The 22,334-nt window shown below is 68.1% G+C and carries 20 protein-coding genes; 8 read left to right on the forward strand and 12 right to left on the reverse strand.

The genetic code is table 11. The features are described from left to right. Nucleotides 1-24: 24 nt before the first annotated feature. The gene (gene msrB / locus P7B02_RS15765; RefSeq protein ID WP_277787302.1) at nucleotides 25-510 is read left to right on the forward strand and encodes a peptide-methionine (R)-S-oxide reductase MsrB; all 486 of its coding nucleotides are present in this window, start codon (nucleotides 25-27) and stop codon (nucleotides 508-510) included. Between the two features lie 44 nt (nucleotides 511-554). On the opposite strand, the gene P7B02_RS15770 is transcribed toward msrB, so the two are convergent. The 3 genes from P7B02_RS15770 to P7B02_RS15780 form a co-directional block, all read right to left on the reverse strand. Further along, the gene (locus P7B02_RS15770) at nucleotides 555-1,700 is read right to left on the reverse strand and encodes an acyl-CoA dehydrogenase family protein (protein WP_277787303.1); all 1,146 of its coding nucleotides are present in this window, start codon (nucleotides 1,698-1,700) and stop codon (nucleotides 555-557) included. Between the two features lie 41 nt (nucleotides 1,701-1,741). Then, nucleotides 1,742-2,956: an acyl-CoA dehydrogenase family protein gene (locus tag P7B02_RS15775; RefSeq protein WP_277787304.1), complete on the reverse strand. Its 1,215-nt coding sequence runs from the start codon at nucleotides 2,954-2,956 to the stop codon at nucleotides 1,742-1,744. A gap of 122 nt (nucleotides 2,957-3,078) precedes the next feature. Further along, nucleotides 3,079-3,915 carry a nicotinate-nucleotide--dimethylbenzimidazole phosphoribosyltransferase gene (locus P7B02_RS15780; RefSeq protein WP_277787305.1) on the reverse strand — a complete coding sequence of 279 codons (837 nt, stop codon included), beginning with the start codon at nucleotides 3,913-3,915 and terminating at the stop codon, nucleotides 3,079-3,081. Nucleotides 3,916-3,976: 61 nt separating this feature from the next. Between P7B02_RS15780 and P7B02_RS15785 the strand changes: the two genes are divergently transcribed. Both P7B02_RS15785 and P7B02_RS15790 read left to right on the forward strand, forming a co-directional pair. Beyond that, nucleotides 3,977-4,183: a DUF1289 domain-containing protein gene (locus P7B02_RS15785; protein WP_277787306.1), complete on the forward strand. Its 207-nt coding sequence runs from the start codon at nucleotides 3,977-3,979 to the stop codon at nucleotides 4,181-4,183. Between the two features lie 106 nt (nucleotides 4,184-4,289). After that, on the forward strand, nucleotides 4,290-4,787 hold the full coding sequence (locus tag P7B02_RS15790) for a TIGR02281 family clan AA aspartic protease (protein ID WP_277787307.1): 498 nt from the start codon (nucleotides 4,290-4,292) through the stop codon (nucleotides 4,785-4,787). Here the strand turns inward: P7B02_RS15790 and dusA are convergent. The 6 genes from dusA to pelA form a co-directional block, all read right to left on the reverse strand. After that, nucleotides 4,777-5,778, reverse strand: a complete 1,002-nt coding sequence (gene dusA / locus P7B02_RS15795) for a tRNA dihydrouridine(20/20a) synthase DusA (protein WP_277787308.1) — start codon at nucleotides 5,776-5,778, stop codon at nucleotides 4,777-4,779. The two genes, P7B02_RS15790 and dusA, sit on opposite strands and share 11 nt — an antisense overlap. A 185-nt stretch (nucleotides 5,779-5,963) precedes the next feature. Continuing rightward, nucleotides 5,964-6,920 (reverse strand): glycerophosphodiester phosphodiesterase family protein, encoded by a 957-nt coding sequence (locus P7B02_RS15800; protein WP_277787309.1) that lies wholly within the window; start codon nucleotides 6,918-6,920, stop codon nucleotides 5,964-5,966. A 15-nt stretch (nucleotides 6,921-6,935) separates the two neighbouring features. Beyond that, on the reverse strand, nucleotides 6,936-9,890 hold the full coding sequence (locus P7B02_RS15805; protein ID WP_277787310.1) for a TonB-dependent receptor: 2,955 nt from the start codon (nucleotides 9,888-9,890) through the stop codon (nucleotides 6,936-6,938). 77 nt (nucleotides 9,891-9,967) lie between these two features. Next, nucleotides 9,968-10,939 (reverse strand): FecR family protein, encoded by a 972-nt coding sequence (locus P7B02_RS15810; protein WP_277787311.1) that lies wholly within the window; start codon nucleotides 10,937-10,939, stop codon nucleotides 9,968-9,970. After that, nucleotides 10,939-11,475, reverse strand: coding sequence for an RNA polymerase sigma factor (locus P7B02_RS15815; protein WP_277787312.1), 537 nt, complete (start codon nucleotides 11,473-11,475; stop codon nucleotides 10,939-10,941). Before P7B02_RS15815 ends, P7B02_RS15810 begins: the two co-directional genes overlap by 1 nt. A 60-nt stretch (nucleotides 11,476-11,535) precedes the next feature. Beyond that, nucleotides 11,536-12,834 (reverse strand): pectate lyase, encoded by a 1,299-nt coding sequence (pelA, locus tag P7B02_RS15820; protein ID WP_277787313.1) that lies wholly within the window; start codon nucleotides 12,832-12,834, stop codon nucleotides 11,536-11,538. Nucleotides 12,835-13,023: 189 nt separating this feature from the next. On the opposite strand from pelA, the gene P7B02_RS15825 reads away from it, so the two are divergent. The 4 genes from P7B02_RS15825 (at nucleotide 13,024) to P7B02_RS15840 (ending at nucleotide 18,029) form a co-directional block, all read left to right on the forward strand. Beyond that, a complete protein-coding gene (locus P7B02_RS15825; protein ID WP_277787314.1) occupies nucleotides 13,024-13,536 on the forward strand; it encodes a sigma-70 family RNA polymerase sigma factor in 513 nt (170 codons plus the stop codon). 4 nt (nucleotides 13,537-13,540) lie between these two features. Then, entirely contained in the window at nucleotides 13,541-14,488 is a 948-nt protein-coding gene (locus P7B02_RS15830; RefSeq protein WP_277787315.1) for a FecR family protein, read from the forward strand. A gap of 77 nt (nucleotides 14,489-14,565) precedes the next feature. Continuing rightward, complete coding sequence (locus tag P7B02_RS15835) at nucleotides 14,566-16,914, forward strand: TonB-dependent receptor (protein WP_277787316.1); 2,349 nt, start codon at nucleotides 14,566-14,568, stop codon at nucleotides 16,912-16,914. A 2-nt stretch (nucleotides 16,915-16,916) separates the two neighbouring features. Continuing rightward, the gene (locus P7B02_RS15840; protein ID WP_277787317.1) at nucleotides 16,917-18,029 is read left to right on the forward strand and encodes a PepSY-associated TM helix domain-containing protein; all 1,113 of its coding nucleotides are present in this window, start codon (nucleotides 16,917-16,919) and stop codon (nucleotides 18,027-18,029) included. On the opposite strand, the gene P7B02_RS15845 is transcribed toward P7B02_RS15840, so the two are convergent. Genes P7B02_RS15845 through P7B02_RS15855 form a run of 3 tightly spaced genes read right to left on the reverse strand, consistent with a single transcriptional unit; the run spans nucleotide 18,012 to nucleotide 21,039 of the window. Further along, nucleotides 18,012-18,770 carry an AraC family transcriptional regulator gene (locus P7B02_RS15845; protein ID WP_277787318.1) on the reverse strand — a complete coding sequence of 253 codons (759 nt, stop codon included), beginning with the start codon at nucleotides 18,768-18,770 and terminating at the stop codon, nucleotides 18,012-18,014. The genes P7B02_RS15840 and P7B02_RS15845 overlap by 18 nt on opposite strands. Nucleotides 18,771-18,781: 11 nt before the next feature. Beyond that, nucleotides 18,782-19,552, reverse strand: coding sequence for an SDR family NAD(P)-dependent oxidoreductase (locus P7B02_RS15850; protein WP_277787319.1), 771 nt, complete (start codon nucleotides 19,550-19,552; stop codon nucleotides 18,782-18,784). 17 nt (nucleotides 19,553-19,569) lie between these two features. Beyond that, nucleotides 19,570-21,039 (reverse strand): aldehyde dehydrogenase, encoded by a 1,470-nt coding sequence (locus tag P7B02_RS15855; RefSeq protein WP_277787320.1) that lies wholly within the window; start codon nucleotides 21,037-21,039, stop codon nucleotides 19,570-19,572. 83 nt (nucleotides 21,040-21,122) lie between these two features. On the opposite strand from P7B02_RS15855, the gene P7B02_RS15860 reads away from it, so the two are divergent. After that, nucleotides 21,123-22,328, forward strand: a complete 1,206-nt coding sequence (locus P7B02_RS15860) for a CaiB/BaiF CoA transferase family protein (protein ID WP_277787321.1) — start codon at nucleotides 21,123-21,125, stop codon at nucleotides 22,326-22,328. Nucleotides 22,329-22,334 lie beyond the last annotated feature (6 nt).

Raw genomic sequence — 22,334 nt, forward strand, 5'->3', positions numbered from 1 at the left:
CTCGTCGATCCTACATTGGATGCCATGACAGACACCGCCAGCACCCCCACGATTTCGCCTTCGGGCTTCGACCTGACCCCGCCCTCCCCCGCCGAGCGCCAGCGGCTGGAGGCGGACCTGACCCGCGAGGAGCGCGAGGTCCTGCTCCACCACGGCACAGAGGCCCCGTTCTGCGGCGGCCTGCTGGGCGAGAAGAACCCCGGCGCCTATTGCTGCCGCCTGTGCGGCCTGCCGCTGTTCAAGCACGAGACCAAGTTCGAGAGCGGCACCGGCTGGCCCAGCTTCTACGCCCCGATCGACGAGACCCATGTGAAGGGGATCAAGGACACCAGCTACGGCATGGTGCGGATCGAGACGACCTGCGCCCGCTGCGGCAGCCACCAGGGCCACGTCTTCCCCGACGGCCCGCCGCCCACGCGGCTGCGCTACTGTATCAACTCGGTGTCGCTGGAGTTCGTCCCAGCGGGCGAGCCGTTGCCGGACAGGCTGGGGCGCGGGGATAGGTTCTAAAGCAAAAAGGGCTCGCTTCTCAGCGAGCCCTTTTCATTTCCAGCTTACGCCGCCTTGCCGAAGCTCAGGCGCTCGTAGCGGGTCAGGTGGTGATCGACGGAGCCGAACAGGCCCTCGATGATCGTGCCGCGCTTGAAGTAGTGGCCGATGGCCAACTCATCCGTCATGCCCATGCCGCCATGGATCTGGATGGCGTTCTGGCCGCAGAACTTCAGGGCCCGGCCGATACGGACCTTGGCCGAGGAGACGGCCTTGGCGCGCTCGGCGTCGCTCTCGTCCAGCTTCAGGGTCGCCATGTAGGTCATGGAGACCGACTGTTCGAGCTCGATGAACATGTCGACCATGCGGTGCTGAAGCACCTGGAAGTTGCTGATGGCGGTGCCGAACTGCTTGCGCTGCTTGGCGTAGTCCAGGGTGCCCTCATGCAGCTTGCGCATGACGCCCACGCCTTCCGCGCAGACAGCGGCGGTGGCTTCGTCCAGCACCTTCTCGACCAGGGGCAGGCCCGCGCCCTCGGCCCCGATCAGGGCGTCGGCGGGGATCGAGACGTTCTCGAAATAGACCTCCGAAGCACGACCGCCGTCGACGGTGGGATAGTCGCGGGTGGTGACGCCCTTGGCGTGCTTGTCCACCAGGAACACCGACACGCCCGAGGCCTCGCGCTGCGAGCCGCCGGTGCGGGCGGTGACGATCAGGTGGCTGGCGAAGGGCGCGCCGACCACGACCGCCTTGTGGCCGTTGAGCACCCAGCCAGAGCCGTCCTTAGTCGCCGTGGTCTTCAGGTCGGACCAAGTGTAGCGGCCCTGCGGCTCGGCATAGGCGAAGGCGACGACCATCTCGCCGGCGACGATGCTGGCGATGTGATCAGCGGCGCTGGCGTGGCCGGAATGCTTGAGGAAGCCGCCGCCGATGACCACCGTGCCCAGATAGGGCTCGATGACCAGGGCTTTGCCGAACTCCTCCATGACGATCATGTTGTCGAGCGCGCCGCCGCCCAGGCCGCCCAGTTCTTCAGAGAACGGGGCGCCGAGGATGCCGAGCTCTTCGGCAAAGGCCTTCCAGTAGTCCGCCCGCCAGCCGCTCTCGGAGGAGACGATCTTGCGGCGGGTTTCAAAGTCGTACTTGTCCTGCAGATAGCTGGCGATCGTATCGCGCAGCATCGACTGCTCTTCGGAGAAGTTGAAGTCCATGAGGCTTCCCTAAACGCGAGTGTTCTTGTGCAGGACCGGGCTCAGAGCCCGAGAACCATTTTGGCGATGATGTTGCGCTGGATCTCGTTGGACCCGCCGTAAATCGACGTCTTGCGGACATTGAAATAGGTCGGCGCGGCGCGACGGGCGTGATCGGGTCCGATCGGCAGGGCGTTGCCGCCCTCCTTCGGGAAGCCCCGGAAGTACGGCGCGCCGTAGTTGCCCGAGGCCTCCAGCACCAGCTCGGTGATGCGCTGCTGGATCTCGGTGCCCTTGATCTTCAGGACCGAGGATTCCGGCCCAGGACCCTTGCCGGCGTGCTCGGACGCCAGGGTGCGCAGCTCGGTGAACTCCAGGGCTGTCAGGTCGATCTCCAGCTCGGCGATCTTGCGGCGGAACAGCGGATCCTGGATCAGCGGGTTTCCGTCATCGGCCAGTTCCTCAGCGGCGATCTGGCGAATGCGCTCGATGCCGCGCTTGGAGCGGGCGACGCCGGCGATGCCGGAGCGCTCGTGCGCCAGCAGAAACTTGGCGCAGGTCCAGCCCTTGTTCTCCTCGTAGATGCGGTTCTCGACCGGCACCTTCACATTCTCGAACCAGACCTCGTTGACCTCGTGCTCGCCGCCCAGGGTGATGATCGGACGGACGGTGACGCCGGGCGACTTCATGTCGATCAGCAGGAAGGAGATGCCCTCCTGGATCTTGGCGGTGGGGTCGGTGCGGACCAGGCAGAAGATCCAGTCGCCGTGCTGGGCCAGGGTGGTCCAGGTCTTCTGGCCGTTGACCAGGTAGTATTCCTTGCCGTCATCGCCGGTGAAGCGCTCGGCCTTGGTCTTGAGGCTGGCGAGGTCGGAGCCTGCGCCCGGCTCGGAATAGCCCTGGGCCCACCAGATGTCGCCCGACAGGGTCGGCGGCAGGAAGCGCGCCTTCTGCTCCGGCGTGGCGAAGGTGTAGATCACCGGCCCGACCATGTTGATGCCGAAGGGCAGGATCGGCACGGCGTCGGCGCGGGCCAATTCTTCCGACCAGATGTAGCGCTGGACGGACGACCAGCCCGGACCGCCGTACTCGGTCGGCCAGGCGGGAGCGACCCAGCCCTTCTTGGCCAGGATGCGGTGCCAGGAGAGGAAATCCTCCTTGGCCATCTCCTCGCCCTCTTCCTGAACCGCCCTCAGGCTGGCCGGATAGTTTTCGGCGATGAAGGCGCGGACCTCCTCACGAAATGCGAGGTCCTCGGGCGAGAAGTCGAGATTCATCATGCACTCCCGTCGGCCGGCCGCTCTCATTCGGGGGCCGTGTCATGGAAGCGATGATAGGGGTCAAACGATCGTTTGCCTAGATGACGTTAGCGTCAACGTAAGATCGACGTTACGTGACCTCAGCGCACCACCGAAAGGCAGGCGGCGCGGATGAAGTCCACCGCCGCCACACCCGCCGCGCCGGCCTCGCCGTCGTCCAGGCCGATGGTCAGCAGCGGGGTCAGGCGCAGACGTTCGGCCGTGCGGGCGGCAGCCTCCCCTTTCGGCAGCTCGGCCAGACGGCAGTGGGCGATGATGCCGGGATGCAAGTCGTGCAGGGCCGCCGCCGCGGCCAGGGCGCAGGCGCCGTCGAGCAGCACCGGGGTCTGCTGGCTGCGGGCGGCCAGGATGGCGCCGGCGATGGCGGCCATGTCGCGGCCGCCCTTGTCGCGCAGAGCTTCCAGCGGAGGCGCCCCCTCCTCCAGCGCTGCAAGCAGACGCCCGGCCGCCGCAGCGCCCGCCTGGCCGCTGAGCGCGCCGAGGATCAGCAGGTCCGGCTGCTTGGCGAGCGCCTCCATGCCGAAGGCCATGGTGGCGGCGCATTCCTTCTCGCTCATGGCCGGCTTGGTCACGCCGTCGCCGCCCGGGCGGTCGATGGCCAGATCGAAGGCTTCTAGCCCCGCGCCGTTGCCCTGGGCGATGCGGTTGATCACCGCGCCGCCGGCCGAGCAGGCCTCCAGCCGCGCGCGGACGGCGGCGGTCTCCGACGGCGCATAGGCGGCGGCGTAGAGCGCCACCACCGGACGGTTGACGGCGGGACGCGCCCTGCCCGTCCAGGCCGCGATCCAGGCGGCGGTGTCGCTGAAGCGGCCGAGCCCGGCCTCCAGCGCCTCGGCCAGGTCCGAGCGCGGGGGGTCGAAGGAGGAGATCAGGGCGCGGATGTCGTCGAAGGGCGTAGCGGTCATGGGCGCGGACATAGGGCGCGCCGCCGCGTGAAGCAAACTTGCAGTCCGCCGCAGGCGCCCTCAGATAGGGTTTGTGAACGCCCCGCCCCGCCCGATCGTCACCCCCTGCATCAAGGTCTGCGCCGTCGACGGCGAGAGCGGCCTGTGCCTGGGCTGCCATCGCACCCTGCCGGAGATCGCCCAGTGGGGTCGGCTGGGCGACGACGAGCGCGCCGCGATCATGGCCGAGCTGCCGGCCCGCCGCAGCCGTATAGCACCGGAGAAGCTCGGCCTCGCCTAACCACGTTTGTTAAGGTCTCGGCAACGCCTTGTTCACGGCTTGAAAACCGCTCCGCCTCTAGCATCCGCCACCTTGAGCCGCAGAAGCGGCCGAGAGGGAGCGTTGGATGTTCAAGTACCTGGCGACCGCGGCGATCGGCGCACTGACGGCCCTGGGGGCCGCGCAGGCGGTGGTGTCCGTGGACCAGCTTCGTCATCCCAAGGCCGCTGTGGCGACCTTGAACGCAACCCCGGAAAGCCAGCGGGCCGCCGTGCGCAAGGGCAAGGACGGCCACTACTGGGCCGAGGCCGACGTCAACGGCCGTCAGGTCCGCTTCCTGGTCGACACCGGCGCCACCGCCGTCTCCCTGACCAGCGCCGACGCCCAGACCCTGGGCATCGACACCACCCAACTGGCATATGACTACAACGTCGCCACCGCCGACGGCCGCACCCGCGCGGCGGCCGTGAAGCTGGCTCAGGTCTCCATCGCCGGCGCCGTGGTCAATGACGTGGACGCCCTGGTCATCGAGAACGGGACCGGTTCGTCCTTGCTGGGCATGAGCTATCTGGGCCGGCTGTCGGGCTTCGAGGCGACGCCCCAGAGCCTGATCCTCAAGCCGTAAGGCGTTCCGCGTCCGCCTTCGGACGCACGGCGTCGAGGGCGGCGTCCACCACGTCCAGACCCGCGCCGGGCTTGACGCTCTCCACCGTCATGATGCGACGCCACGTCCGCGCGCCCGACTGGCCGTGGAACAAGCCCAGCATGTGGCGGGTCATGGCCGACAGCTTCACGCCCTCGCCCAGGCGCGCGGCCATGTAGGGCTTGTAGGCCTCAACCGCGTCGAAGGGATCGACCGGCTCGCCCTCGCCGAAGATGCGAGCATCCACTTCGCCCAGCAGCCCCGGCTCGTGATAGGCGGCCCGGCCCAGCATCACCCCGTCCATGCCGGCGGCCAGATGCTCCTGCGCCGCGTCCAGCGATGCGATCCCGCCGTTAATGGCGATGGTCAGGTGCGGGCGCTCCGCCTTCAGTCGATGAACCAGCGGGTAGTCCAGGGGCGGAATGTCCCGGTTCTCCTTGGGCGACAGGCCCTGGAGCCAGGCCTTGCGGGCGTGGACTACGAATTGAGTGACGCCGGCCTTCTCGCACAGGTTCACCAGGGTGAAGAGGCTCTCCTCCGGGTCCTGGTCGTCGACGCCGATGCGGCATTTGACCGTCACCGGAACCTTCACCGCCGCGCCCATGGCGGCCATGCAGTCGGCGACCAGCTGCGGCTCACGCATCAGGCAGGCGCCGAACCGGCCACTTTGCACCCGATCGGAGGGGCAGCCGACGTTCAGGTTGATCTCGTCATAGCCGTAATCTTCGCCGATCCGCGCGGCGGCGGCGAGGTCGGCGGGGTCGGACCCGCCCAGCTGCAGGGCGACGGGATGCTCCACGGCGTCGTAGCCCAGCAGATGATCCCGGTCGCCGTTCAGCACAGCGCCCGTGGTGACCATCTCCGTATAGAGCAGCGCCCGCTTGCTCAGCGCGCGGTGGAACGCCCGACAGTGCCGATCAGTCCAATCCATCATAGGCGCCACGGACAGGGTGAGCGGCTGCTTTTCCGACATGTTCAAACCGCCCTCCTCCACCTTCGAAACGCCAAGGTTCGTTGCGAGGGCCGCTATATAGTCGAACAGCCCCCTCGCCGCGAGGGTGGAGAAACGCGGTGTAAGGAAGCCGCCGCCCGCGGGGCTGCGGGCGGCGGCGCGTCGGGCGCTACGAGGGGACGCGCGCCCGTGACGGCGGCGACGCCTTAGTCGGCGTCGCGCCGCCCTGCCCGCCGGCAGGACTTCAGGTTCGGCTTGTTGACCGCCAGCCAGGCTTTCAGAGCGAGGGGGTTGTCGGTCTGGATCGCGCCGACCCCAGCCTCGACCATCGCGCCCCAGACGGCGTTCGGATCGACCAGGGCCCGGTCGTCGAAGGCGGCTTCGGCGGTGTTCAGGCTGTTCACCCACAGACGGGCGCAGCTCTTGTTCAGGTGGTCGGCCAGAGGCTTGGCCGCCGGGATCGACTTGACGTTGATCTCGTAACCCACCGGATCGAGGTCGGCGTAGGTGTCGATCACCGCCAAGGGATCGGCGCCCAGCCGATCGGGACGGATATTGGGATTGTAGCGGATCTTCTTGCTCCACCACGGCTGAGCACGGACCAGTTCCGCCTCTGCTCCCGATTTCAACAGCACCTGGCCGCCCACGCTCCGCTCGACGGCCATCTTGTAGGCCTCCTCATAGACGTCGGCCTTGGCGTCGACATTGATCAGGATGCGGCCCTTGGCGAGGTCGAGCGCCTCGGCATAGGTCGGGACTTGGCGGTCGGTCAGCGGGGCGCTGGGACCGCCCTTCTCCGCCTTCACCTTCAGCGCCCGGATTTGCGCCAGGGTGTGGGCCGAGACGGGGCCGCTGCCGTTGGTGGTGCGGTCGAGGGTCTCGTCGTGGATGAGGACCAGCGCGCCATCCGCCGTGCGGCGCACATCGAGCTCGACCATGTCCACCCCGAAGGCGATGCAGGCGCTGACCGCATCCAGGGTGTTCTCCGAGACGCCGCGCCAGCAGGCCCGGTGAGCCACGACCATGACCTCGCCGTCCGGCCCGGCCAGCCGGCGTTCGAGCACCTTGGTCCGCTCTGTGTCAGCGGACGCGGCGAAGGCCGAACTCGCGGTCAGGAGCAGGACGCCTGAAGCGACGGTCCCGAGAAATTTGCCGAGCATCATGGTTGTGATTCTTCCTTAGAGACCCGGCGTCCAGGTCAGGGTCAGCCAGGCGACGCGAGGCGTGCTGTAGCTGTCCTTGAGCATGTTGCGGTCGGGGCCGGTGACGCTGGTCAGACGGCTGCGGGTCAGGTTGCTGACCTCGGCCACGAGGGTGAGGTTCGGGGTGACGGCGTAGCGCGCCTGAACGTCGAACTGGTGACGGTCGTCCCAATAGACGTCCTGCCAGGCGATATCCGGCGTCACCGCGCGCAGGGCTTGGTCTGTCCAGTTCCAGGCGGCGCGGAGTTCGAACGGCCCCCGCGCCCAGAAGGCCGAGGCGTTGGCGATCTTCTTCGGCTGGCCGACCAGGCCTCCGATCTCGCGGGTGCCGGTGCGCAGGGGCAGCTTGATCTGGCCGTCGAGGACCGAGAAGTTCCCCGAGACGCCGAAGTCATGCAGCCAGGGATGGATGAACTCGAGCGAGTTGAAGCTGGCCTGAGTCTCGATGCCGGAAGCGCGGGCGCCGGCGGCGTTCTTGGGCTGGACCACGGTGGCGTTCACATAGGTCACGCCCTGGTAGGTGTAGCCCTGGGAGATGCCGTCGAAGATCTCGTTCTCGATGTCCTTATAGAACAGGCCGGCCGCCACGATGCCGCCGCGGTCGTTGGACGGGTACCACTCCAGCGACAGGTCGTAGTTGGTGGACAGACGCGGCTGGATCTCCGGGTTGCCCAGGCTGACCGAGACGTTGAGGGCGTTGGCGTTGCCCTCGTCCGACGGCCGCTCGAAGGTGATCGAGGCGCGGGCGGCGTAGGCCTCATACGACGGACGGCCGAGGGTCTGGCCGACAGCGGCGCGCAAACGCAGATCGTTGGTGAAGTCGTAGGCGCCCTGAGCGAACGGCAGCAGCTTGTCGTACTTTGAGCCGGTCTCGAAAGGACGCCAGGCCGTGCCGACGCGGATGCGGCTGGTGGTGTCGAGGTCGGTCTCGTCATAGCGCAGGCCCGCGCTGAAGCTGGCCTTGGCCGTGGCGTAGCGGGCCATGCCGTAGACGCCGTAGTTCTTCTCTTCGTGCTCGAAGTCGTCCTGGTTGTTGGAGCCCAGGCTGTCGCTCTCGACGATGCTGGCGCGGTGGGTGTTGAAAACCTTCCACCCCAGGCTGGGGTCGATGGTGATCAGGTGGTGGCCCTGCTGGTGGTACGGTAGGCGCACATTGCTGATCTGGCCGATCTCCGCGAGGTTGAAGTCGCGGCCGTTCGGCTTGTACTGCGCGCGCTCGAAATCGTAGGCCATGGTGTTCTTGAGCATCTGACCACCGACCGCGAAGCCGAGGCCCAGATCGTCGGGCTCGAAGTTGCGGCGATAGTCCACGCGCACGCCGTCCACATCGGCCTCGATGTCACGGGCGTTGGTGCGCCAGTAGTCAGCCCGGTACAGGGCCAAGTTCCGATAGACACCCGGATTGTCGAGATTGAAGCTGAAGTGGAACGGGCGGGAGTCGTAGGTGAAGGCCAGGTCCTTCAGCGCCCCCACCACCCCGAAGGTGTCCGCGCCCGCCGAGTACTTGATCATGGCGTGCGGCTCGCTGGACTTCGCCCGCGAGGCGCTGGCGCGCACGGACAGGAGGCTGTCAGCGTCCGGTCGCCAGTCGGCGGCGAACTGGGCGATGTCGGTGATGCTCTTGGTCTCGCCGTCGCGATAGCCGACCTCGAGCGAGGCGGAGCTGTAGCGGCCGCTGGTGGGGGTCTGGGCGGCGACGGCGGCGTTGCGGCCGTTCAGCAGGATTTCGTTACGGCGGTAGGCGTCGTTGAACGTGTAGCGGCCGAACATGGTCGACAGGTCCAGGCTGTCGCCGAACTTCGCCTCGAACTTGCCGGTCACGCTCCAGCGCTCGCGGTTGTTCTGGTTGTACCAGTACTTGTCCTGCTGGGCGACGAGGCGGCCGTTGCCGAGGGAGCCGTCCGTCACCCGCACGCCGGCGTCGGTGTAGACATTGTAGAAGGTGCTGTCCGACGTCATGTGGGCGTCGGTGCTGCTCTCCACCTTCTGATAGTTGGCCGAGACGACGACGCCGAACTGGGGTTCGTCGCCGAAGGTGAAGGAGCCCGTGGCGGTGCTGCGAAAGCCGAAGTCCGACTGCGGCTGCGGCTTGCTCTTGTCGCTGGTGTGGGCCCCGCCGACCTCGAAGGCGAAGAAGCGGCCCTTGGCGTCGAAGGCGCTGCGGGTGCGCAGGTCGATGGCCCCGCCCACGGCGTTGGGATCGAGATCGGCGCTGAAGGTCTTGTTGACGATGATGTCGCTGACGAACGAGGTCGGCAGGATGTCCAGGCGCACGCCCCGCCCAGCCGAACCGGAGCCCGACAGCGGCACGCCCACCGAGGCTACCGGCAGGCCGTTGATGGTGACGTTGTTATAGGCCTGGTTCAGGCCGCGCAGGACGGGGCTGATCGCCTCGTCACGGGGGTGTTCGTTGTCGCTGACCGGCAGGACCGACACGCCGGGCACGCGGCGCAGGGCGTTGATCACGGTGAGGTCCGGCAGGCGCTGCATGTCGTCGGCGCTGATGGCGTCCACCACGCCCTCGGCGTTGCGTTTGATGGCCACGGCCTGCGCCTGGGCGCGACGCTGACCAGTGATGACCAGGCTGTCGATCTCGAAGTCCGCGGCCGGAGCGGAAGTCTTCACCGCGCTCGGCGCCGTTTCAGGCAGGATCACCACCGAGCCGTCGCGCATCTCGAAGGTCAGGCCGGCGCCGGCGAGCAGACGGCGCAGGCCTTCATGGGCCGGCATGGCGCCGGAGACGCCCCCGGTGCGCTTGCCGCGCAGATGCGAGCCGCCGACGATCTCGATGCCGGTGGCGCGGGAGAAGGCGTTCAGAGCGCCGGCCAGATCACCTGCCGGGATCTGGAAATTGACGCGCTCGGATTGAGCGTAGGCCGGCGCGGCGATGGCCAGAACGATGGCGGTGGCGCCGAAGAGATGCGGTTTCATGATGATCCCCCTGTGGGGCAGGTCGTGCCTGCTCGTCGGGGAAGACGTCCGTCAGGTCGAAATCTGACGACAAGATTTCACGAATTTTTTCCGACAGTTGCGTGACGCTCGAGAAGCAGCACATCACCTTCGCGGCGCAGTTGCAGGCCATGCAGGCGGGCGATGTTCTCCAGGATCCGCTCCGGCCGGGACACGCGGAAGCGGCCGGTGATCGTCAGGCCCCCGAGGCTCTCGTCGGCCAGGGCCACCTTGCGCGGCGACCACAGGTTCAGGGTCTCGACCACGTCGGCCAGCGGCGTGTCCTCAGTCTCGATCCAGCCGCTGCGCCACCCGCCGGCCGGCTTCTGTTGGAGGCTGGCTGGAGCGGCTGTCTCGCCATGCGCGACGCGAGACCCCTGCCCGCCTTCGACGAGGCGGTTGCTGTCGAACATGCCGCGGCCGCCGAAGCGGACACGCCCCTCCTCCACCGCCAACTCCGTGCCGGCGCTGAGGGCGGCCACGTCGAAACGGGTGCCGACAACGACGACGCGGCTGTCGTGGGTGATCACCTGGAACGGGCGGTCGACGCCGGAGCTGACCGTGAAGAACGCCTGACCATGCAGCAGCTCCACCTGACGGCGACGACCCGTCATGCGGACACGGACCTGGCTGTCCCCGGCCAAGTCGATGCGCGAACCGTCGGCCAGGTCGAGGTGCGCCGTCTGTCCCGGCAGGGTCGTCTTTTCCTGAACCTCGGCGGTCCAGAGCTCGACCTGCGGGCCGGCGAAGAAGACCAGCGCGGCCATGGCCGCCGCCCCCGCCGGCACGGCCAGCCAGGACAGCGGCGCGGCGCGGCGGCTGGGTTTGGCGCGATGCTCAACCCGGCGCAGGGCCAGGGTCAGAGCCTCGTCCTCCCAGGTGGATTCCAGACGGTCATAGCGGCCGCGATTGACCGGATCTGCCATCCAGGCGTCGAAGTCGCCCGTCGGTTCGCCGCCCTTGCGGGACGCCAGCCAACGCGCGGCTTCACGGTCCCGGCGGTTGCGGGCGAGCTTTTGCAGGAAGCCCATCATCGACCTCCCCGCCCGGAGCGCCCGCGCCCCTTCTGCAGGGCGACCAGCGCACGCGCCACATGGGCGTCGACGGCGGCGGGCGTGATGCCGAGCTCGGCGGCGGCCTCCTTGGCGCTTTGACCGTGCAGGCGACGGCGTATGAACACATCACGCTGCAAGGGCGGCATGGCCTCCACGGCGCGGCTGAACCATTCGACGCGCTCGCGCAACATCACCGCGCTCTCCGGCGTGTGTCCATCGGCAGGGTGCTCCTCGTCGATGGGCTCGAACGATCGTCTGGCGCCGGCCCGGAAATGATCGCGGATCAGATTGAGAGCGATGGTGCGGATCAGCGCCCAGCCTTCTTCGGCGGGCGGACCTTCGCGGCCCAGGTAGCGGACATAGGTGTCCTGCGCGATGTCCTCGCTGACGGAGGCGTCCCGGACACGACGGCGGATGAGACGCAGCAACGCGTCCCTGTATCCCGCCGCCATGATCCCGTCCTGCGACACGCCCGCCTCCGAAAAGTCGGGACGGGCGCTTAGCAGGCGCATGTGACGCTTTTAGAGTGCAACCCGGCAGGATTGCAGACGCATGGAAACTCGCCGCAGAATTTACGGGTTGGCGGCCGACCACTTGGCGAAGGCGTCCAGGGCCTCCTGGGGCGAGCTGATCCACCAGGAATAGCCGTTGCGGCGGCCGATCGAGATGCCGTTCACGTCGTCGTGGATAGTCTGGTCCTTGTCGCCGAAAATCGGCTTGCCGGTGACGATGTCGTAGTTGCGCGACCAGATCGGGCCCGCACCCTTCTTGTCGATCAGCTTGCGGCCCTGGTCGGTCATTTCGAACGACTTGTCATAGACGCGGGTCGCCTCCAGCCAGGCGGCGCCGGAGCGGATCGCGGCGCGGACTTCCGGCGACGGCTTCGGCTCGCCCATCAGGAAGATGAGGATGTCAGTGGTCTCACCGCTGGCGACCGAGCGCGGCTCGTAGTTGCGGGCGCTGGTGGGGACCAGTCGCAAGGGCTCGACCTGCTGGGGCCAGCCGGCGACCTTGCCGCCGTAGCGGACCTGAGCGGCCAGGATGACCTCGATGGCGCGCTTGGTGGCTTCGGCCGCGCGGCCTTCCAGCTCCACCGGCACAAAGGCGAAGCCGTTGGTCCCGTTGGCGACGTCGCGCAGGATCATGGCGGCCTTGGCGACGGCGTTGTCGTTGAAGGTCACCGAGTCGTGGAAGCCGCCTTCCAGCGGCCAGATCTGCGGCCAGCCGCCGTTCGGGTACTGGGCGTTCAGCAGGTAGTGGACGCCCTTGACGACGCTGGCGCGCCACGCGTCGCCTTCGCGGCCCGGCGCGTGGGCCGCGACCTTGGCGAGGAAACGCATCTCGGTGGTGGTCGCGTCGTTGTCCAGCGTGCCCACGAAGGTCCAGAAGCGGTCAGCCGGCGCATCGAAATTGGCCGGGTTCTGCTCCATCGTCTCGGCGTCGTTCGAGAAGCGTTGGCCCTTCAGGCGGGCGATGCGGCGGTCCTGGTTCTTGCTCCAGCCGCCGGCCGGGGTCTGGAAGCTGACGATGGCGTCGGCCACCGCGCGCGCTTCCGCAGTAGCGTACCACTCCGCCGGACGATCCAGCGGCATGTTATAGCTGTTGCCGCCCACGGCCTTGGGGGCCGGCGGCGGGGTCGCGCCCTTGGGCAATTCAGCCGCCAGGGCCGCACGGTCGGCCGCCATCTGCGCCTTGGAGCGCGCAAGATAGTCGAGCCACGGCTTCTGCTCCGCATCCGGCAGGGCGGTGATGCGGTCGGCGCTGAGGCCGAGCGCCGGCGTATTCAGGCGGATGACCTCCGCCTGCGCCGCGCCTGCATTGGCGAGGAGAGCGGCGGCGGTGAGCGCTGCGATATTCAGGACGTGTCTCATGATGCGTTTCCCGACTAAGTAGCGGCTCATTCCGCTCCCATTATATCGACAAGCTTCTTACATGATGGAAGCGAGTGCTCAAGCAGGATGAGCCGGCAGCAACAACCTATCGGCGGTCTCCGATTTCACCTCAGTTGCTAACGACTCGCAATTGCGCTAGCCATCCTTCAGGGCCTTGAGGAATCCATGATGAGCGGCGAGAGCGCGGCCCTGGACATCGCCAACCTGTACACAGAGCACGGCCCTTGGCTGCGCAACTGGCTGAGGGCGCGGACCCGCTGCCCTGACCGCGCATCCGATCTTGTCCAGGACACCTTCTGCCGACTTCTGGACCGCCGGCCGTCAGCCCCGATCCTCGATCCCCGTCCCTACCTTGCCGTAGTCGCCCGCCGACTCCTGATCGACGACGTTCGCCGGCGTGATCTGGAGGCGGTCGTCGCCCGCGCGTGGGCCGACCTTCGCGGCGAGATCGACACCATCACGCCGGAAGCCGTGGCCGAAGCCGCCCAGACATTGGCTGGCGTGATGGACATCCTGGCTCAGCTCAGTCCGCAGGCGCGCGAAGCCTTCCTGCTGCGCCGGATTGACGGCCTCGGCCACGAGGAGATCGCCCAGCGCCTCGGCGTCAACGAGCGCACGGTGAAGCGTCACGTGGCCCGCGCCTTCGCGGTCTGCTACGCGTTCGCCTATCCAGAAGACTAAGGACATGGCCAGCGCCCGCCCTACCCCGCAGATGGTTCTGGAGGCGGCCCAGTGGGCGGCTGAACTGGACGCGGACCGGCCGTCCGCCAAGCTGCGCGCGGCTTGCGAGGCATGGTGCGCCGCCGATCCGCTGCAGCGTCTGGCCTTCGAGCGGATGCGCGCCGCCAACCGGCCCTTCGACGATCTCGGCGACGCGCAAAGGCAGGTCATTTCGTCCGCCGCCAGAACGAGGCCGACGCGGCGGCTGCGGGTGCTGCCAGTCGCCATGCTTGTTCTCGGCGCAGGCGCGGCCTGGTTCGCCGCTCAGAGCTTCACCGTCCGCCAGCATTTCCCTGATCACGCCACATCGCGGGGCGAAATCCGCAACGTGGCCCTGGCCGACGGCTCGCGCCTGGTCCTCGACACGGAGACTGCGGTCGGGGTGCAGGGCCGGACAATCGACCTGTACCGCGGCCAGGTGATGGCCACGGTCGCCCCCTCCGCCGGCAAGCCCTTCGTGGTGCGTGTGCCCGAAGGCACGGCCATGGCGCTCGGCACCATCTTCAGCGTGCAGCGGCAGTCGAACGGCGCGCTGGTCACGGTTCTTAAATCGCAGGTGCGGGTCTGTCCCGCACACGGCGACGCGCGCGCCTGCCGGATTCTGCGTCCCGGCGAGCGCGCGCGGATTCTCAGCGACAGGATTGAACCGCTTCAACGGGTCAGCATCGGACGGGCCCAGGCCTGGACCCATGGCTGGCTGGAAGCGGATGAGACCCCGCTGGCCGAGATCGCCCACGAACTGGGCCGCTACAGCGACCGGACAATCCGTCTGGCGGACGAACCTACTGGCCAGATCACGGTCACGGGCAGCTATCAGTTGCGCGATCCCAGCCGCACCCTGCGGGCGATCGCCAAGACGCACGGCCTGCGGTTCGAGCAGACGCCCCGCCAGATCGAACTGAGCGCCCGCTGAAAATTTTTGTCGGCGACCTGTCCCTTTTCGCCCGGCTCGTCCGTCCCCCTGTCGAAACACACTCCTCGGGGATCGACATGACCAACTTCGCACGGCCGACGGCCGCCGCCTTCGCCCTGGCCCTTCTGGCCTCAACAGCGGCCATTCCGCAGGTCGCTTACGCCCAGAGCGCTTCAGCGGAGCGCCGCTTCGACATTCCCGCCGGCTCCCTGGGCGCGGCCCTGGCGCGTCTCGGCCGCCAGGCCGGCGTGGTGGTCGCTGTCGATCCCGCCCTGGTCCGCGGCCAACGCGTGAACGCCCTTTCCGGCGCCTACACCACCGGAGCCGCCCTGGACCGCCTGCTGGCCTCCACCGGCCTCCAGGCCCAGGCCGACGGCGAAGGCGGCTATCGCGTCGTCCGAAGTGAAAGCGGCGTTGTCCGCCGCCCGGCCTCCGCGCCCCTGGGCGCGCCGGTCGCCCCGGCCGAAGACAGCGCGGTCGATCAGCTGGTCGTCGTCGGCGCCCTCACCGACGTGGAGCTGAACGAAGACCAGGTCGAGTTCCGCCAAGCCAACGACCTGGCCGACCTGTTTCGCCAGACGCCTTCGGTCATCGTCGGCGGCGGCGTGGGCATCGCCCAGAAGATCTATGTCCGCGGCCTTGAAGACAGCATGCTGAACGTGACCGTGGACGGCGCGCCTCAGCGCGGAACGCTGTTCCACCACATCGGCCGCGTCTCCATCGAACCGGAACTACTGAAGACCGTCGATGTGAAGGCCGGCGCGGGCGAAGCCACCTCCGGCTTCGGCGCGGTGGGCGGCTCCATCCGCTTTCGCACCCGCGACGCAGACGACCTGCTCGATCCGGGTCAGGACATCGGCGGCATGGCCAAGGCCGGCTGGTTCTCCAATGACGGCTACAAGTTCACCGGCATGGCCTATGCGCGCCTGTTCGGCGACATCGGGATTGTCGGCTCCTACACCTATGTGAACCGCGACGATGTGAAAGACGGCTCGGGGGAGACCCTGCTGGGCACGGCGGCGACCCAGAAGCTCGGCTTCGTGAAGGTCGGCGGGGAGCTGGGCGGCGGGCATCGCCTGTCGGTCAGCTATGAGCAGCGCGACGAGGAAGCCGCGTTCGCCCAGCGCCCGAACTGGCCGGTCCTGGCCGGCAACCCGTTGTTCGACGCCGAAGGCCGCCGTCAGACGGCGGTCGCCAACTACGGCTGGAGCGTAACCCCGGACCTCGACCTGGAGGCCACCGCCTACTGGACCCGCTCGCGCTTTGTCCAGAACCGCAGCGACCGCTGGGGCCACTATGGCGCCACCATCCGCAGCATCGGCTTTGACGCCCGCGGCCGCTTCGTTCGTGGGGATCACGACCTGGTGGCCGGCGTCGAGTACCGCCAGGACCGCGTGGTCAGCCGTTACCTTGATGATCCGAGCGTCTGGGGCGACTGGGCCTGGGATCCCACTGTCGGCCGCTTCGCCGAGAAGGGCGACGTGCTGGGCCTCTATGCGCAGGATCACTGGACGGTGCTTCCGAACCTGACCCTCAGCTACGGCGCGCGTTACGACAGCTACGATGTCAGCCAGATCACCTATCGCAATGGGACGAAAAGCGACGGCGTCAGCTTCAACGCCGGCGCGCGCTATGAGCTGATCGACGGCCTGACCCTGAACGCCAGCTTCGCCGAAGCCTTCCGCGGCAAGGAGATCGGCGACGCCTTCACCCTGGAAATGCGTCCCGGGCGCATCTCCATCGCGCCGGACCTTCAGCCCGAGCGGGTCGACAACTTCGAGGTGGGCGCGGCCTGGGAGCGTGACGGGCTGCGCTTCTCGGCGGTCTATTACGACATGAAGATCGACGACGTGATCCTTGATCAGGTCGGCGGCGGCCCTGCTCCGCAGGCCACCAATTACTACGAGAATGTCGGACGCTTCCGGGCCGAGGGGGTCGAGCTGCGCGCCGGCTACGCCTACGGCCCCTGGTCGGCGGACGCCTACTACAACCACTACCGGTCTCACCTGAACGGCGACCAGATCGAGGGCTACGAGCACATCGGGCTGGGCAATTCGGTCGGCGACAACTGGAACCTGACCTTCGGCTACAAGCCGTCGGACACCTTCGGGATCGAGGCCAGCGTCACGCGCTATGAGGATCTCAACAATATCGAGGTTCTGCAGCGCAACGTCGCCATCGGCTGGGCCACCCAGACCTATTTCGTCGACAAGCCCGGCTATACGGTGGTGGACGTGTTCGGCCGCTGGCGTCCGTTCGGGAATGACCGCCTGACTCTGTTGGCCGGGGTCTACAACCTGCTCGACGTCACCTATCGCGCCCATGCCAGCGTCGCCGACTACACCGCCATCCCGGACTTCGCCGGCGTGGTCGGGGTGCGCGAACCGGGACGCGACATCCGCGTGAGCGCTGCGGTCCGCTTCTGACCATGGCCCGCGCGCGACGGGCGCTTCGGCTGTGGCACAAGGTGTTCGGTCTGGGCGCCGCGCTATGGCTCGTCCTGCTGTCGGCCACCGGTTCGGCCATCGTCTTCTATGACGAGCTGGACCGCTGGCTGAACCCGGACCTGCGAGCCGTCGCCGCGGGTCCGGCGGCGGCCTCGATCAAGACCGTCGTTGAGACGTCGCAGGTCTCGGTTCCCGGCTTCACGCCGCGCATCGTCGACCTGCCGAACAGGCCGGGCGACAGCTTCATGCTGGTGGGTGCCATCGAGCGCGGCCAGAAGTCGTTCCCCGCGCAGGTCTTCGTGGATCCGCGCGACGGGGCGCTGTTGGGCTTTCGGATCACTGACGGCGCGCATTTCGACCGACGGCGCCTGATGGACACGCTTTACGCGTTGCACATGGACCTGATGGCGGGACCGGTCATAGCCTGGTTCCTCGGGCTGGTCGCCCTCCTCTGGGCCATCGACCATGTCCCCGCCGCCATGCTCGCGGCGCCGCGCATCGGCCGTTCGTTGGAGGCGCTGAAGATCGGCGGCAAGGGGTTCAACACCCGCCGCCTGTTCGACCTGCACCGGGCTCCGGGTCTTTGGCTGTGGCCGGTGACCCTGATGTTGGCGCTGACCGGAGTCCTGCTCGCCTGGCCCGAGAGCACGCGCGACGCCATGCGACGGTTCTCGCCGGTGAATGAGCGCCTGCACTACGAGATGCCGGCCAAGGGACCGCCGAAGGATGCGGTGACTCCCGATCAGGCGATCATCGCCGCCGCGCCCGAGGGTGAGGTCGACAGCCTGCAGCTGCTGCCGCGCCAAGGCCTGTACGCCGTGCGCTCGTTCGACCGGCGCGACCTCGACGACATCGGACGCCTCTGGACCTATGTTGACATGGCTGACGGCCGGGTGGTCGCCCGCCGCCACGACAACGGCGAGACGGTCGGCGACGCGGTGTTCGCCTGGCAGTATCCCCTGCACTCCGGCAAGGCGTTCGGCCTGGCCGGACGGATCGCCGTGCTGGCCGGCGGGATCGTCACCCTGCTGCTGTGTGTGTCCGGCCTGATCCTGTGGCGCCGCCGCAGCCGCAGTTCACCCCGCCGCGCGTAGCTCCCGGCAATAGGCGGCCGGCGGGGCGCCGAGGACCCGGTGGAACATGGCGATGAAGGCGCTGGGGCTCTCATAGCCGACCTCATAGGCGACCACGTTGATCGTCTCGCCGGCGGCGATGCGCGAGGCGGCCTCCATCACCCTCACCTGCCGGCGCCACGCGGCTAGGCTCATGCCCATGTCCGTGCGGAACGTCCGGGTGAAGGTGCGCCGCCCCATGCCCGCCAGCAGGGCCCAGTCGTCGATGGGCCGGTTGTCGGAGGGATCGGCGATGATCGCCTCGCACACCCTGCGCAGCCTTCGGTCAGCCGGCAGGCTGGTCGTCGCGCCGACGCGCGGCATGCGCTCCATCTCGCCTACGAGAAGCTCGGTCAGAGCCGCCTCTCGCGCGCCGAACTCGTGGCGGACGGTGAAACAGACGACCTCGCCGATCAAGGCCCGCACCAGGGGCGAGACCTCGAACACCCGCGTCGTGGCGGGAAGACGGTCGAGACCCAACTTCAAGCTCAGCGTCTGGAAGCGGACCTTCTCGCGGGTCGAGATGTCGTGCGGAACACCCGCCGGAATCCAAGCCGCGCGATGAGGCGGCAGAAGGCAGCTCGCCTCCTCGGCGGACACCGTCATCACGCCTTCCAGCGCCAGGATCAGGCGGCCGCAATCGTGTGTCTGCGAGGGACCGACATGCCGGGCGGGCAATCCGTCCTCGAAGGCCAGCACCGGCGCCAGTTCGAAGCCGCTCATGGCCATCCCGATCAGCGGCAGGTGTAGCCGCCGTCCACCGGCAGGGCGACGCCGGTGACGAAGGAGGCTTCGTCAGACAGCAGCCACAGGGCGGCGTTGGCGATCTCGTCGGCCTTGCCCAGCCGACCCAGGGGGACGGAGGCCAGCATCTTCTGTTCGTTGGCGGCCTGCTCCGCGGGATCGCCGCTGCGGCCCACGAAGCCGGCCATCATCGGCGTGTCGCTCAGGCCCGGGCAGACCACGTTCACGCGGATGCCGTCCGGCGCGAACCGCTGGGCCAGGGACTTGGTCAGGCCCACCACCGCGAACTTGCAGGACGAGTAGATCGGGCTGAACATCGAGCCTACCAGTCCCGAAACCGAAGCGGTGAAGAGGATGGAGCCGCCGCCGCGTTTGCGCATGTGGCGCGCCACCTGGCCGGAGGCGAGCACGGCCGAGGTGACATTGAGCGTCACCGCCTTCTGATAGGCGGCCATGTCCAGATCCTCGGTGGAGGCTGGCCCGGGGATGCCCGCGTGGGCCCACAGCAGGTCGATGCCGCCCAGACGTTCAGCGGCGTTGTCGATGCTGCCCTTGGCCTGCGCCTCGTCGGAGAGGTCCGCCTGGATCACGAAGACATCCAGCCCCTCGGCCTTGGCTTCCTCGGCCAGGGCGTTGAGCGCGCCTATGTCGATGTCGATAGCGGCGACCCGCGCGCCTTCGCGGGCGAAGCGCAGAACGCCCGCCTTGCCCATGCCCGATGCCCCGGCGGTGACCACCGCGAGTTTGCCTTGAAGGCGCATGAGGTTTCTCCCTGTTCTTAGGACGCGAAGGGGTCGGCGAACCGCCCCGTGGTGCTGATGACGGTGGTGCGGGTCTCGAAGTGCTCATCGAAAGCCTCCAGCCCGTTCTCGCGGCCCCAGCCGCTGGATTTGAAGCCGCCGTAGGGCGTGGACCAGCGGATGAAGCGATAGGTGTTCACCCAGACGATGCCCGCCTCGATCCGCTGCGAGACGCGATGGGCGCGGCCGACATCCTGGGTCCACAGGCCGGCGGCCAGGCCGTAGGGGGTGCCGTTGGCGATGGCGACCGCCTCGTCTTCGCCGGTGAACGGGATCAGGGCGGCGACGGGACCGAAGATCTCCTCCTGCGCGATCCGCATCTCCGGCGCCACGTCGGCGAAGACAGTGGGCGCGACGTAGTAGCCGTCCCCGAAACAGGAGCCTTGCAGACGTTGGCCGCCGGCCACCAGACGCGCGCCCTGGTCCTGGCCGACGCCGACATAGGACATGGTCTTTTCGAGCTGGGCGGCGTGCGCCTGCGGACCCATGTGGTTGGCGGGATCGAGCGGCGGCCCGACACGGACGCGACCCACCCGGCGCGTGAACTCCTCCACCACCCGCTCATAGATCGAGCGCTCCACCAGGACGCGGGAGCCGAGGGCGCAGCTCTGGCCGCAGAGGGCGAAGGCCGAGCCCGTGGCGGCGTTGAGCGCCTGCTCCACGTCGGCGTCGGCGAAGATGATGTGCGGCGCCTTGCCGCCCAGTTCGAAGGAGAAGCGCTTCAGGGTGTCCGCGCCGTTGCGCAAAATGGTCTTGGCCGTCTCGCCCTCGCCCGTGAAGCTGATCTTGGCGACGCCGGGATGGGCCACCAGGGCCGCGCCGGCCGTGGCGCCGTCGCCGGGTACGACATTGACCACGCCGGGCGGAAAGCCAGCCTGCTCGATCACTCGCGCCAGGGCCAGGCTGGAGACAGGGGTCTGCTCGGCCGGCTTCAGCACCACGGTGCAGCCGGCGGCCAGGGCCGGCGCCAGCTTCCAGGTGGCGCTCATCAGCGGCACGTTCCACGGCGTGATGGCCCCGACCACGCCCAGCGGTTCGCGGGTCGTGAACACATGGACCGTGTCGTCGAACGGGATGGTGCGGCCCGACGCCTTGTCAGCCAAGGAGGCGAACCAGTGCCAGGTCTGCGGGTGACCGCCCACATCCATGCGCGACTCGCGGATCGCCCGCCCGTTGTCGCGGGTCTCCAGGCTCGCCAGCATCTCGACATTGTCGCGATAGAGCTCCGCGAACCGGCGCAGGATCGCCGCCCGTTCGTGACCCGGCGTGCGCCGCCATCCCTCGAACGCCTCACGCGCGGCGGCGACGGCGGCGTCGATGTCCTTGGGACCGCCCATGGCCACGACAGCCCACGGCTTGCCGGTCGATGGGTCGATGCTCTCCACCAAGCCGCCATCCACCGGGGCAAGCCATTCGCCGCCGATGAACAGTCGATCGAACCGTTCCATGCGCCACCTCACTATTCATTCACATGAATAATTTGTACATATATGTGACTTCGTCAAATCGAAGCTTTCAAGGAGAAGCCGAGATGGGCGCGCTCGCCGGCGTTCGGATCGTCGACCTGACCAGCGTGGTGATGGGCCCCTACGCCACCCAGGTGCTGGGTGACTGGGGGGCGGACGTCATCAAGGTGGAGCCGCCGGAAGGCGACGTGGTGCGCGCTATCGGGCCCGGCCGGAACGCGGGCATGGGCTCCCTCTTCCTCAACGCCAACCGCAACAAGCGCAGCCTGTGCTTGGACCTGCGCGAGCCGCGTGGGCGGGATGCCTTTCTGGCGCTGATCATCAAGGCCGACGTGTTCGTGTCGAACGTGCGCCCCCAGGCGCTGCAGCGGCTCGGGCTGGGGCCAGAAGTTCTCGAGGCCGCCAACCCGCGCCTGATCCAGGTGGCCCTGACAGGCTTTGGCTCAGGCGGCCCCTATGCTGGCCAGCCGGCCTATGACGACCTGATCCAAGGAGCGACGGGAATCGCGGCCCTGGGAGAGCGCCAGGGTCAGGACATGCCGCGCTATGCCCCCCTCGCCCTGGCGGACCGCGTCTGCGGCCTCTATGCGGCGGCGGCCATCGGCGCGGCGCTTCATGAGCGGGCGTCATCGGGCAAAGGCCAGCGGGTCGAAGTCCCGATGTTCGAGACCATGGCCAGCTTCGTGCTGGGCGATCATCTGGGCGGCCAGAGCTTCGACCCGCCGTTGGACGAGGGCGGCTATCAGCGCCTGCTTTCGAAGGACCGAAGGCCGTTCGAGACCGCGGACGGGCGGATCTGCGCCGTGGTCTACAACGACGCCCAATGGGCCGCCTTCCTGAAGGAGGTCGGCATGTCGGACCTGCCCCAGCGCGACGGACGCTTCGACGGCTTCGCCAACCGCACCCGGAATATCGACCACGTCTACGGCTTCCTGGCCGAGACCTTCCGCACCCGCACCACCCAGGAATGGCTGACGACCCTCGGCCCGGCCGGCGTGCCGGTGACGCCGATGCATGACCTGAAGTCGCTGCTGGACGATCCTCACCTCGCCGCTACGGGCTTCTTCAGCGATGTGATCCACCCCAGCGAAGGGCCGATGAAGACGACCGCGCCGCCCACGCGGTGGTCGCGGACGGCGGCGGGGATCAGCCGTCAGGCCCCCATGCTGGGCGAGCATTCCGCCGAGGTTCTAGGCGAGGCCGGCCTGGACGACGAAACGATCCAGGGCCTGCTCGACGACGGCGTCGTGCGCGCCAGGCCATCGTGCTAAGCCCAG

This window comes from Caulobacter segnis (assembly GCF_029543125.1).
Classification (GTDB): Bacteria; Pseudomonadota; Alphaproteobacteria; order Caulobacterales; family Caulobacteraceae; genus Caulobacter; species Caulobacter segnis_D.